The organism is Paraburkholderia bengalensis (assembly GCF_037126505.1).
Taxonomy (GTDB): domain Bacteria; phylum Pseudomonadota; class Gammaproteobacteria; order Burkholderiales; family Burkholderiaceae; genus Paraburkholderia; species Paraburkholderia bengalensis.
Genome location: NZ_JACFYJ010000162.1, coordinates 1 through 11,420, shown reverse-complemented (window position 1 = coordinate 11,420; position 11,420 = coordinate 1). Strand labels below are relative to the sequence as shown.

The 11,420-nt window shown below is 63.1% G+C and carries 14 protein-coding genes; 12 read left to right on the top strand and 2 right to left on the bottom strand.

Annotation, left to right across the window (positions count from 1 at the left end):
* The 6 genes from H3V53_RS41085 to H3V53_RS41060 form a co-directional block, all read left to right on the top strand.
* A partial coding sequence (locus H3V53_RS41085) for an OmpA family protein (protein ID WP_336602719.1) occupies positions 1 to 412 on the top strand: 412 nt, incomplete at its 5' end.
* Positions 413 to 456: 44 nt separating this feature from the next.
* Complete coding sequence (gene ctaD, locus H3V53_RS41080; RefSeq protein WP_054917475.1) at positions 457 to 2,070, top strand: cytochrome c oxidase subunit I; 1,614 nt, start codon at positions 457 to 459, stop codon at positions 2,068 to 2,070.
* Between the two features lie 93 nt (positions 2,071 to 2,163).
* Positions 2,164 to 2,301 carry a cytochrome oxidase small assembly protein gene (locus H3V53_RS41075; RefSeq protein ID WP_336602718.1) on the top strand — a complete coding sequence of 46 codons (138 nt, stop codon included), beginning with the start codon at positions 2,164 to 2,166 and terminating at the stop codon, positions 2,299 to 2,301.
* Positions 2,302 to 2,354: 53 nt separating this feature from the next.
* Positions 2,355 to 2,969: a cytochrome c oxidase assembly protein gene (locus H3V53_RS41070; RefSeq protein ID WP_054917474.1), complete on the top strand. Its 615-nt coding sequence runs from the start codon at positions 2,355 to 2,357 to the stop codon at positions 2,967 to 2,969.
* Positions 2,970 to 3,007: 38 nt separating this feature from the next.
* The gene (locus H3V53_RS41065) at positions 3,008 to 3,214 is read left to right on the top strand and encodes a DUF2970 domain-containing protein (protein ID WP_054917472.1); all 207 of its coding nucleotides are present in this window, start codon (positions 3,008 to 3,010) and stop codon (positions 3,212 to 3,214) included.
* Between the two features lie 168 nt (positions 3,215 to 3,382).
* Entirely contained in the window at positions 3,383 to 4,240 is an 858-nt protein-coding gene (locus tag H3V53_RS41060) for a cytochrome c oxidase subunit 3 (RefSeq protein ID WP_054917471.1), read from the top strand.
* Positions 4,241 to 4,600: 360 nt separating this feature from the next.
* On the opposite strand, the gene H3V53_RS41055 is transcribed toward H3V53_RS41060, so the two are convergent.
* The gene (locus H3V53_RS41055) at positions 4,601 to 4,810 is read right to left on the bottom strand and encodes a twin transmembrane helix small protein (RefSeq protein ID WP_028365060.1); all 210 of its coding nucleotides are present in this window, start codon (positions 4,808 to 4,810) and stop codon (positions 4,601 to 4,603) included.
* Between the two features lie 87 nt (positions 4,811 to 4,897).
* Here H3V53_RS41055 and H3V53_RS41050 point away from each other — a divergent pair, with 87 nt between their 5' ends.
* The 5 genes from H3V53_RS41050 (at position 4,898) to H3V53_RS41030 (ending at position 9,120) form a co-directional block, all read left to right on the top strand.
* Positions 4,898 to 5,665: an SURF1 family protein gene (locus tag H3V53_RS41050; RefSeq protein ID WP_336602717.1), complete on the top strand. Its 768-nt coding sequence runs from the start codon at positions 4,898 to 4,900 to the stop codon at positions 5,663 to 5,665.
* 35 nt (positions 5,666 to 5,700) lie between these two features.
* A complete protein-coding gene (locus H3V53_RS41045) occupies positions 5,701 to 6,405 on the top strand; it encodes an SCO family protein (protein ID WP_336602716.1) in 705 nt (234 codons plus the stop codon).
* Between the two features lie 72 nt (positions 6,406 to 6,477).
* Positions 6,478 to 7,587: a COX15/CtaA family protein gene (locus H3V53_RS41040; RefSeq protein ID WP_336602715.1), complete on the top strand. Its 1,110-nt coding sequence runs from the start codon at positions 6,478 to 6,480 to the stop codon at positions 7,585 to 7,587.
* 5 nt (positions 7,588 to 7,592) lie between these two features.
* A complete protein-coding gene (cyoE, locus tag H3V53_RS41035) occupies positions 7,593 to 8,498 on the top strand; it encodes a heme o synthase (RefSeq protein ID WP_336602714.1) in 906 nt (301 codons plus the stop codon).
* A 4-nt stretch (positions 8,499 to 8,502) separates the two neighbouring features.
* On the top strand, positions 8,503 to 9,120 hold the full coding sequence (locus H3V53_RS41030) for an SCO family protein (protein ID WP_336602713.1): 618 nt from the start codon (positions 8,503 to 8,505) through the stop codon (positions 9,118 to 9,120).
* A gap of 76 nt (positions 9,121 to 9,196) precedes the next feature.
* Here the strand turns inward: H3V53_RS41030 and H3V53_RS41025 are convergent, their stop codons facing one another.
* Positions 9,197 to 9,487, bottom strand: a complete 291-nt coding sequence (locus H3V53_RS41025; RefSeq protein ID WP_054917459.1) for a YciI family protein — start codon at positions 9,485 to 9,487, stop codon at positions 9,197 to 9,199.
* Between the two features lie 201 nt (positions 9,488 to 9,688).
* Between H3V53_RS41025 and H3V53_RS41020 the strand changes: the two genes are divergently transcribed.
* On the top strand, positions 9,689 to 11,420 hold a 1,732-nt coding region (locus tag H3V53_RS41020; RefSeq protein WP_336602712.1), incomplete at its 3' end, for a methyl-accepting chemotaxis protein.

The window sequence follows — 11,420 nt, the reverse complement described above, 5'->3', positions numbered from 1 at the left end:
TGCCGCCAGCGGCGATGCGGGCGCGTCGGCTCCCACGGCAGCGTCGGGCGCGTCGGGCGGAGCTTCGGACAGCGCAGCGGCATCGGCGCCGCAGGCGTCGCTGCCCGCCAGCATCTACTTCGAGACGAACAAGAGCTCGCTGCCCGCCGACGCCAAGGCCGCCATCGACGCGGCTGCCGCGTACGCGAAGGCGCATCCGGACGCGAAGTTCACACTGTCGGGCTTTACGGATGCTACGGGTTCTGCAGACAAGAACGCGAAGCTCGCAAAGGCGCGTGCCGAAGCCGTGCGCGACGCGCTGAAGGCAGCGGGCATCGCGGAAGATCATATTATTTTGAAGAAGCCGGAGACGATCACGGGCGGCGCGGACGCGAAGGAAGCACGCCGTGTTGAGATCAGCGCAGCGGCCTGACGTGTCACAGTCAGAAAAAGCAGCATTCGATTTAGGAGATTGTCATGTCTAGCATCGGACACGATGTAGCCGCGGGGCACGAGCATGTGCACGGCGATCATGCTCACGCGACGCCGCATGGCTGGCGCCGCTGGCTGTTCGCCACCAACCATAAGGACATCGGTACGTTGTACCTGCTGTTCTCGTTCATCATGTTCCTGTCTGGGGGCGTGATGGCGCTGGGAATCCGGGCCGAGCTGTTCGAGCCGGGCCTGCAGATCATGCGTCCCGAGTTCTTCAACCAGTTGACCACCATGCACGGCCTGATCATGGTGTTCGGCGCGATCATGCCGGCCTTCGTCGGTTTCGCTAACTGGATGATTCCGCTGCAGATCGGCGCATCGGACATGGCCTTCGCGCGGATGAACAACTTCAGCTTCTGGCTGCTGCCCGTCGCTGCCGTGCTGCTGGTCGGCTCGTTCTTCGTGCCGGGTGGCGCGACGGCTGCCGGCTGGACGCTGTACGCGCCGCTGTCCACGCAGATGGGCCCGGGCATGGACTTCGCGATCTTCGCGGTGCACATCATGGGCGCGTCGTCGATCATGGGTGGCATCAACATCGTCGTGACGATCCTGAACATGCGCGCACCCGGCCTCACGCTGATGAAGATGCCGATGTTCGTCTGGACTTGGCTGATCACCGCCTATCTGCTGATCGCCGTGATGCCGGTGCTGGCGGGCGCGATCACGATGGTGCTGTTCGACCGTCACTTCGGCACGTCGTTCTTCAACGCGGCAGGCGGCGGCGACCCAGTGATGTATCAGCACATCTTCTGGTTCTTCGGCCACCCCGAGGTCTACATCATGATCTTGCCGGCATTCGGGATCGTCTCGCAGGTGATCCCGGCGTTCGCGCGCAAGCCGCTGTTCGGCTATAGCTCGATGGTGTACGCCACGGCGTCGATCGCGATCCTGTCGTTCATGGTCTGGGCGCACCACATGTTCGCGACGGGCATGCCCGTCACCGGCCAGCTGTTCTTCATGTATGCCACCATGCTGATCGCCGTGCCGACGGGCGTGAAGGTGTTCAACTGGGTCGCGACGATGTGGCGCGGTGCGCTCACGTTCGAAACGCCGATGCTGTTCGCGGTGGGCTTCCTGTTCGTGTTCACGTTCGGCGGTCTGACGGGCCTGATGCTCGCCATGGCGCCGCTCGACATCCAGTATCACGGCACTTACTTCGTGGTCGCGCACTTCCACTACGTGCTGGTGGCAGGTTCGCTGTTCGGCCTCTTCTCCGGCTGGTACTACTGGTCGCCGAAGTGGACGGGCTGGATGTACAACGAGACGCGCGGCAAGATCCATTTCTGGTCGTCGCTGATCTTCTTCAACCTCGCGTTCCTGCCGATGCACTTCGTCGGTCTCGCAGGCATGCCGCGTCGTTACGCCGATTACCCGGCCCAATTCACCGACTGGAACCAGGTCATCACCATCGGCGCATTCGGCTTCGGTCTCGCGCAGGTGTACTTCCTGTTCGCGGTTGCATTGCCGGCTTATCGCGGCGGCGGCGAACTCGAACAGGCGGGCGACAAGCCGTGGGACGGCGCGACGGGCCTCGAGTGGACCGTGCCGAGCCCGGCCCCGTTCCACACGTTCGAAAATCCGCCGACGGTCGAATAATCAGTCTGCCGTTCTGGAAGGTCCGCTCCGGCGTTGCAACGCCGGGGCGGGAAAGCAGGCCGGAAACGCGGCCCAGCATCAACAAAGTCGAGCATGAGCCGGAATCCACAAAAAAGACGTACGCCTGACGAAATTCGCGCAGGAAATCTGCGACTCGGTCTGGTTCTGCTTGCCGTCGTCGCCGTCTTTTTTCTGGGTGCCGTCGTCAAACAGGTCTGGTTCGCCTCCTGACCTGTCATGGCGAGTGCGGATTGCCAGTGCATGTGATCTGTTGAGGAAGTGAGATGTCGACGCAGCCGCCCGCTGGCACCGATCGCTCTTTTAACCGCCCGATGCTGTTCAAGCTCGTCGTCGTGGCGTTGCTGATGTTCGGCTTCGGGTTTGCGCTGGTGCCGATGTATCGCGCGATCTGCGAGGTCACGGGCATCAACAATCTCGTGCAGCGCGACGCGACCGCGCGCGAGGCGAAGAACACGCAGGTCGACATGAGCCGCACGATTTCGATCGAGTTCGACGCGAATGCGCGCGGGCCGCTCGGTTTCAAGCCGGAGCAGAACAGTATCGACGTGCATCCGGGCGAAGTGACCACCGTGATGTACGACGTGAGCAACCAGCAGGCACGCACGATTCAGGCTCAGGCCATTCCGAGCTACGCGCCGAAGCAGGCCACGGAGTTCTTCAGGAAGATCGAGTGTTTTTGTTTCACGCAGCAGACGTTGAAGGCGAATGAGTCGAAGCGGATGCCCGTCGTATTCGTCGTCGATCCGAAGTTGCCGAAAGACGTGAAGACCATCACGCTGTCGTACACGTTCTTCGAACTGAACGCGCCTGCGCCCACGACGCGCGGCACGCAAGATCAGACGGCGGACGGCGCAGCGAAAGCTGCGAACCCCGCCTGACGCGGTCCAATGACGCTTGCCCAACGAAGGCGAGGAACATGAACGATAGCGGTCGCGGCAGGAAGAGCAGTTTCGGCCAGTCGATGAAAGCCGTGATGTGGTCGTTCTTCGGAGTGCGCAAACGGCGCGATCTGGAGGCGGACGCCACGCAGCTCAATCCGCTGCACGTGCTCGCGGCGGCGCTGATCGGCGCGGCGGTTTTCATCGGTGTGCTGATTCTTGTCGTGCACGCGGTGGTCGGCTAGACGGCGCAACGACGGTACGACGCAGTGCGCGGGGTCCGCGCAACGAATGGATGGAGCAGGGCGGCGATGCGACGCAGCGCCGCAGGAGATAGAGCCGGGGCGCAGCGCAGTCGGCTGTGGATTCAACCGGACCAAGCGGAACAACTGGACTGAAGTGGAGAATCAACAATGAGCGGTCAAAACGAGAGCCCGTACTATTTCATACCGCATCCGTCGCGGCATCCGATCAGCGCTGCCGTCGGTCTGCTGGTCATGCTCGGATCGTTTGCGGCGTGGGTGAATGGCGAGCCGTGGGCGCCCATCACGGCGCTGATCGGTCTGCTGTGGCTGCTCTTCACGCTATACCACTGGTTCGGCGATGCGATTTCCGAGTCGGAAGGCGGGATGTATGGCAAGCGCGTCGATACGTCGTTCCGCTGGAGCATGAGCTGGTTCATCTTCTCCGAAGTGATGTTCTTCGGCGCGTTCTTCGGGGCACTGTTCTATGCGCGCGAGATCGCGATGCATCAGCTCGGCAGCCTCGACTACAAGCTGATCTGGCCGGATTTCACGGCGGTGTGGCCGAACATCGGACCGGCCGATCTCGTGTCGCACTTCAAGTCGATGACGCCTTGGCCCGTGCCGACCATCAACACGGCGCTGCTGCTGTCGTCGGGGGCGACGTTGACGGTGTCGCACCACGCGCTGCGTGACAATCACCGCACGAAGGCCATCGCATGGCTTGCGGCCACGCTGGTGCTGGGCGTTTCGTTTCTGTTCCTGCAAGGCTTCGAGTATTTCCACGCCTACAACGAACTGAACCTGACGCTCGCGTCGGGCGTGTACGGTTCGACGTTCTTCCTGCTGACGGGTTTCCACGGCTTCCACGTGTTCCTCGGCGGCACGATGCTGGCCATCGTGATGATTCGTCTTATCCGTGGGCACTTCACGGCCGACCATCACTTCGCATTCGAAGGCGCGGCCTGGTACTGGCACTTTGTGGACGTCGTGTGGCTCGGCTTGTACGTCGTCGTGTACTGGCTGTAAAGGGCGTGTGAAGCGCCCCGCGAAAGACCGCACGAGCCGGCACGCGTCGTGCGTCATATGGACGCAGTGACGCATCGCAGGCGAGGTGTAATCAAACGGCGACGGGCGCGGTCCAGGCGCGGAGCGTGTGGCTGTGAGAGCCGTAATGGAGAGACTTAGGCAGCGCCGCCCTCGACCCCGTCAGGGCGGCGTTTTGCTTGATCGAGGGTGAAATGCCGCCGATCGCGTAATGGATTGTTGCGGGTGCCATGCCGCAGCGGCGCGAAATAAAGTGGCATACTTCGCCGGCAAATCGAGATGGCGCGGTTGATCCGTCAGCGCATCGGGCTGATCGCAACGGCGTCGCGACGACGCGACGCCTCAGCGGCCGTACGGGATGCCCGTCGAGTGAATCCAGCCCATCCAGTTCGCGAACAGGATGAACAGGAACAGCGAGATCGACAGGCCGACACGCGTGGCCAGCGACCACACCATCCGCTTCGTCTTGCCGCGGTCGTGCATCATGAAGTACAGCGCGGACACCATGCTGGCGATGATCAGAGCGAACGCGATGGGAACGAGAATGTGCATGGAACCAACTGATATTCAGGAACGCGAAAGCAACCGTTTCATTATCGCACCGCACGCGATGGTGCGCGTCTCGACCAAAGTCGCGCGATGAAGATTCGTCTCATCCCGACGCTGCTGATTCTGATCGTCGTCGCGGTGACGGTCCGGCTGGGTTTCTGGCAGCGCGAGCGCGCGCAGCAGAAGGAAGCGCTGCAGGCGCAGATCACGCAGTTCGAGAGCGCGCCCGCGCAAAACGTCGGCGCCACGCCGATCGCGCTGAAGGATATCGAGTTTCATCGCGTGCGTGCCGTGGGACAGTTTATGCCGCAGCAAGTGGTGTACCTCGATAATCGCCCGTATAACGATCAGCCGGGCTTTTACGTCGTGATGCCCTTTAAACTGCGCGACGGCGGTGCGGTGCTGGTCAATCGCGGCTGGCTGCCGCGCAACATGAACGAGCGCACGACGATCGCGCCGTACGATACGCCGAAGGGCGAGATCGAAATCGAAGGCATCGCGCGCGCCGACGCGAGCCGCGCGTACGAACTCGGGCAGGGCGGTTCGGCGGCTCATCAGACGATTCGCCAGAATCTCGACGTCGCGTCGTACGCGGCTGAGACGGGCTTGCCGCTGCAGCCGTTCGTGATCCAGCAGACCAGCGACGACGGCGACAACCTCGTGCGCGACTGGCCTGCGCCAGCGACGGGCGTCGAACGCAACTACGGGTACATGTTCCAGTGGTGGGGCATGGCTGCTGCTGCGGTCGTTTTCGGCCTGTACGCGGCACGACGCGGCGCCAGAAACGCAAAGCTGGTGGTCGACAAGCGACCGAACGACAGCGACGCGGCCAACAACGGACAAGCGCCGCGCGCATGACGATGCCAGCGCGCAGCAAGGAAAGAGGATCAGGAGTGTCGACGCACAATTCCCGTTCGCAGCAATCGCGGCAACAAACGCAACAAACGCAACAAAAAACGCCACAGCAACCCGCGCAAGACGGCCAGCGCGTCGATCCGGGCCGGTCAGGCGGCAAAGGCTCCTGGCAGCGCGGCCGCTGGACACTGTTGCTGATTGCGCTGGTCTGCGCGGCGCCCGTCATCGGTTCGTATTTCACGTACTACGTGATCAAGCCGAGGGGCGGCACGACGAGCTACGGCACGCTGATCGAACCGCAGCGCCCGATTCCGGACGCGCTCACCGTCACGGGCGAGGATGGCAAGCCGCTCAAGCTCGCATCGCTGCGGGGCCGCTGGCTGTTGATTTCCGTCGACAGCAGCGCGTGCGACAAGCCCTGCGTGACGAAGCTCTACTTCATGCGCCAGGTGCGCGCGACGCAGGCAGGCGAGCGTGAGCGCATCGTCAACGTGTTTCTGCGCACGGACGCGGGCAAGGTGCCCGACGTCGTCGATAGCGCTTACAAGGACACCGAGATGCTGGTCGCCGATCCGAAGGAGGTGGCCGCGTGGCTGCCCGCCGGCGAAGGCACGCAGATCACCGACCACATCTATATGGTCGACCCGAGCGGCAATCTGATGATGCGGTTCCCGAAAGACCCCAACCCGACGAAGATCAAAGGCGACGTCACGAAACTGCTGAGAAATTCGGGTATCGGCTAAAGTGCCTTGGCGCGCGAAAACGTGCCTGAAAGTGCTCAGGCAGCGCTTCGAGGCAAACAGAAGGAGAGATAGATGTTCGTATTGCAACTCGGACTGATCGGGCTGTGCATTGCGCTGCTGCCGCTGTCGTACGTGTGGGTGAAAGCCGACGACAACAAGTTCCGCAAGCTGGTCTGGGTCACGACATTCCTCACGCTCGATCTGGTGATGTTTGGCGGCTTCACGCGCCTGACGGATTCGGGCCTCGGCTGTCCGGACTGGCCGGGCTGCTATGGCACGTCGTCGCCGTTTATCGCGCATGCCGCCATCAACGCCGCGTATCAGGCGATGCCGTCGGGCCCCGTCAGCATGACGAAAGCGTGGATCGAGATGATTCACCGCTACTTCGCGATGGCGATCGGCGTGTTGATCGTCGCGCAGACGTTGATTGCGTGGGTCGCGCGCATCAGGCGCCGTCCGTTGCACGTGTCGCCGTGGTGGCCGACGTCCTTGCTGCTGCTGATCCTCGTGCAGGGTGCGTTCGGCGCGTGGACCGTGACGATGAAGCTGCAGCCCGTGATCGTGACGACGCACCTGCTGCTCGGGCTCGCACTGCTCGGCACGCTCGGCTGGCTGGCGGCGCGCCAGACGCCGCTACCCGCGCACGAGCCTGAAGCCGCGCGCTGGCGCACGGCCGCGCTGTTCGGTCTCGCGCTGCTGATCGTGCAGATCGCGCTCGGCGGGTGGGTCAGCACGAACTACGCGGTGCTCGCGTGTACTGATTTCCCGACCTGCAACGGCCAGTGGCTCCCGCCGATGGACTTCGAGCATGGCTTCCATCTGTGGCGCGCGCTCGGCATGACGGGCGACGGCGACATGATCACGCAGGACGCGCTCGTCGCGATTCACTGGACGCATCGCACGTTCGCTTTTGTCGTGGTCGCGTATCTGCTGTGGTTCGCGTCGAAAATACGCCATTTCGAGTCGCTGCGGCGGCCCGCGAACGGCGTGCTGCTCGTGATCGTGATCCAGTTCGTCACGGGCCTGTCGAATATCGTCTTGCAATGGCCTTTGCCCATTGCCGTCGCCCATAACGGCGGGGCAGCGATCCTGCTGCTTTTGCTCGTTATGTTAAACTTTCGAATCGCTTATAGCCGTCCCGGCCGCGCCGTTGTTCCCGCGCGCGACGCCGCGCCAGCGTGACCCTCATGGACAGCACAACTCTCCCCCATTCGCCCGGTAGCCGGATTTCTCAATACATTGCGCTGACCAAGCCGCGCGTCACGCAGCTTGCCGTTTTCTGCGCGGTGATCGGCATGTTCCTCGCCACGCCCGGCATGGTGCCGTGGACAGTGCTGATCGGCGGGGCTGTCGGCATCTGGCTGCTGGCGGGCGCTGCGTTCGCGATCAACTGCCTCGTCGAGCAGAAAGTCGACGCGAAAATGCGCCGCACGGCATGGCGCCCGTCGGCGCGCGGCGAAATCACCACCAGGCAGATTCTGCTGTTTTCCGCCGTGCTCGGCGGCCTCGGCATGTGGACGCTTTATACGTTCACCAACGCGCTGACGATGTGGCTCACCATTGCCACCTTCGTCGGTTACGCGATCATCTACACGCTGCTGCTCAAGCCTTATACGCCGCAAAACATCGTGATCGGCGGCGCATCGGGCGCAATGCCACCGGCGCTCGGCTGGGCCGCTGTGACGGGCGCCGTGCCCGGCGACGCGTGGATTCTCGTGCTGATCATCTTCGTGTGGACGCCGCCGCATTTCTGGGCGCTCGCGCTGTATCGCCGCAAGGACTACGAAAACGCCGGCCTGCCCATGCTGCCGGTCACGCACGGGGAGGCGTACACGCGTCTGCACATCCTGCTGTACACGGTGATCCTGTTCGCGGTCACGCTGATGCCGTTTATCTCGGGCATGAGCGGAATCGTGTATCTGGCGTCGGCGGTTCTGTTGGGCGCCATCTTCCTCGCGTACGCGTGGAAGATTTATCGGGAATATTCCGACGATCTCGCGCGTAAAACCTTCCGTTACTCGATTGTTTACCTGTCGCTGCTGTTCGCGGCGCTGTTGATCGACCACTATGCGCGTGCCTTGATCGGCGCGTAACACCATGCTCATGAAACGGTTCGCGCGCGTGTCGCGCGTCGCTCTTGTCGCGTGCGCGCTCGGCGGCGCGGCGCTGATGTCGGGATGCGGGAAAGAACAGCCCGCCTTCACGAACGTCGATATCACGGGCAACAAGCAATTCGGCGCCGATTTCTCGCTGCCGGATTCGAGCGGCAAGACGCGCACGCTCGCCGATTTCAAGGGCAAGGTCGTCGTATTGTTCTTCGGCTATACGCACTGCCCGGACGTGTGCCCGACGACGATGGCCGAACTGTCGCAAGCGCTGCAACAACTGGGTCCCGACGACGCGAAGCGCGTCCAGGTGCTGTTCGTCACAGTCGATCCGGAGCGCGACACGCCTGAACTGATGGCGCAATACGTGCCGGCGTTCAACCCGACCTTTGTCGGGCTGCGTCCCGCGAATCAGGAGCAGCTGACGAAGGTGACCAAGGATTTCCGCGTGTACTACGCGAAAGTGCCAGGCAAGACGCCCGACAGCTACACCATGGACCACACGGCCGCGAGCTACGTCTTCGATACCGACGGCAAGCTGCGTCTTTTTGCCCGCGACGGCCAGGGCGCATCGCCGTGGGTTCACGATCTGAAGCTGCTGCTCGGCTGACGATTCGCGCGCCAACCCGTCGATACCAAAAGGCTGCACGGCACCGTGCAGCCTTTTTTGCATTTCTCGCCCGTGCTTACTCAGGCACTTTGAGATTCATCCCTGGCGCCATCCGCGTTGCCTTGAATTCCGTTACGTCATATCGCGCCACTTTCTGCTGTACGAACGGATCACTCGCGACAATCTCGTCGAGTCTCGATCGTTCGATGCCCGCTGCGACGATCACGCCGCCGTCGCGCGGCACCTTCGGACCCGCCATGATGAACACGCCCGCGTCGAACTGACGCGTCAGAAAGGCCCGGTGCGCTTCGAGCACATCGTCGACGCGATCGAGCGATGCCGTGTAGCTCAGGGACAGGACATACATACGAAACCTCTCAATGGAAGATACGCCGGAGCGGGCGTGCCGACATTATCCGGCGATGGGCGGTGGTATGTGCTCACCAGCCGGGCTCAAGTCGGCACTACGATCTGCCGTTATACAGAAGGGCAATCGTTTGCGCCGCTTGTCTTAAGCGGGCGCGGCCGGTGCGCCGAAAGTAGTGACCACACCAAAGAGACCAACACAATGAGTAGGATGAGTCTGAACCGCAAGCTGTGGTTATCGCTTGTGCTCGTATGGCTGGGCTTGCTCGGCGTCGGAATGTGGAGCGCGGTCGAAACCCGCTCGACGATGCTCGACGAGCGCAAGGCCGGGATGGTGAATCTCGTCGATGCCGCGCAAGGCATCGTGAACGGCTATTACGCACTCGCGCAAGCCGGCAAGATGAGCGAAGCGGATGCTCAGCGCGAAGCGCTTGCGCGCCTTGCGACGATGCGCTACGGCGAATCCGGCTATCTGTTCGTGATGGATTCGAAGCCCGTCGTGCTGATGCATCCGACCTTGCCGCAGATGAACGGCAAACCCGTAGGCGACTTCAAGGACCCTGACGGCAAGCTGCTGTACGTGTCGATCGTCGATGCCGCGAAGGCAACGGGCAAAGGCTTTGCCGAATACAAAGGCCGTCTGCCGCACAGCGAAGAGACGGCATCGAAGATCAGCTATGTGCAGCGTTTCGCGCCGTGGGACTGGAACATCACGAGCGGCGTGTTCGTGCGCGATATCGATACCGCTTACTACGCCAACCTGATCGAGCATTTCATCGTCGTGCTGATGATCGGCGCGGCGATTTCGCTCGCGATGCTGCTGATCATCCGCAACGTGCGCGGCAGTCTCGGCGGCGAGCCGCAAGACGCGGCGCGACTGGCCGCCCGCATTGCAACGGGCGACCTGACGCAGATCGTGCCCGTGCGCGCCGACGATTCGTCGAGCATGATGGCCGCGATGAACGAAATGCAGAGCCGTCTGCAGCGCGCGATCGGCGAGATTCGCCAGTCGGCGGAATCGATCGCGTCGGCGACGCAGCAGATCGCGGCGGGCAACGGCGATCTGTCGCAGCGCACCGAGCAGCAGGCGGCCTCGCTGCAGGAAACGGCGGCGAGCATGGAGGAACTGACGGCGACCGTCAAGCAGAATGCCGACAACGCGCGCCAGGCAAGCGGCCTCGCGCACAACGCGTCGGACATCGCGACCAAGGGCAATGAGGTCGTGAGCCGCGTAATCAGCACGATGACGGAGATCAATAACAGCTCGCGTCAAATCTCGGACATCATCGGCGTGATCGAGGGGATTGCGTTCCAGACGAACATTCTGGCGCTGAACGCGGCCGTGGAAGCGGCGCGCGCCGGCGAACAAGGCCGCGGCTTCGCGGTCGTCGCGGGCGAAGTGCGCAGCCTCGCACAACGTTCGGCGACGGCGGCTAAGGAAATCAAGCAGCTGATCGGCGATTCCGTCGAACGGGTCAACAACGGCTACACGCTCGTCGAACAAGCGGGCTCGACGATGAGCGAGATCATGCAGGCCGTGCGCCGCGTGACGGACATCATGGGCGAGATCGCGGCGGCTTCGGAAGAGCAAAGCAGCGGCATTTCGCAGGTGGGCCGCGCGGTCACGCAGATGGACGAGGTGACGCAGCAGAACGCGGCGCTCGTCGAACAGGCCGCGGCGGCTGCGGCGTCGCTGCAGGATCAGGCGACGCGCCTGCGTCAGACAATCGGCACTTTCAGGATCAGCGGCGTGGAAGGCGTGGTGGCGTCGGCGGCGGTTCGCCCCGTCGCGAAGGCCGTGGCCAAGCCGATGCCGAACGCCGCCGCCAAGCCGGCGGCTGCATCGGCTGTGGCTCAGGCGACTCAAGCAGCCCACGCGCCACAAGATCCGGCCGCTCGCGACGAGCGCGCGCCGGCGCGCTGCGCACCGGCCG

Bases quoted from the DNA above. Each gene is read 5' to 3' on its own strand.
- ctaD (WP_054917475.1), top strand. From the start codon at position 457: ATGTCTAGCATCGGACACGATGTAGCCGCGGGGCACGAGCATGTGCAC.
- H3V53_RS41075 (WP_336602718.1), top strand. From the start codon at position 2,164: ATGAGCCGGAATCCACAAAAAAGACGTACGCCTGACGAAATTCGCGCA.
- H3V53_RS41070 (WP_054917474.1), top strand. From the start codon at position 2,355: ATGTCGACGCAGCCGCCCGCTGGCACCGATCGCTCTTTTAACCGCCCG.
- H3V53_RS41065 (WP_054917472.1), top strand. From the start codon at position 3,008: ATGAACGATAGCGGTCGCGGCAGGAAGAGCAGTTTCGGCCAGTCGATG.
- H3V53_RS41060 (WP_054917471.1), top strand. From the start codon at position 3,383: ATGAGCGGTCAAAACGAGAGCCCGTACTATTTCATACCGCATCCGTCG.
- H3V53_RS41055 (WP_028365060.1), bottom strand. From the start codon at position 4,810: ATGCACATTCTCGTTCCCATCGCGTTCGCTCTGATCATCGCCAGCATG.
- H3V53_RS41050 (WP_336602717.1), top strand. From the start codon at position 4,898: ATGAAGATTCGTCTCATCCCGACGCTGCTGATTCTGATCGTCGTCGCG.
- H3V53_RS41040 (WP_336602715.1), top strand. From the start codon at position 6,478: ATGTTCGTATTGCAACTCGGACTGATCGGGCTGTGCATTGCGCTGCTG.
- cyoE (WP_336602714.1), top strand. From the start codon at position 7,593: ATGGACAGCACAACTCTCCCCCATTCGCCCGGTAGCCGGATTTCTCAA.
- H3V53_RS41030 (WP_336602713.1), top strand. From the start codon at position 8,503: ATGCTCATGAAACGGTTCGCGCGCGTGTCGCGCGTCGCTCTTGTCGCG.
- H3V53_RS41025 (WP_054917459.1), bottom strand. From the start codon at position 9,487: ATGTATGTCCTGTCCCTGAGCTACACGGCATCGCTCGATCGCGTCGAC.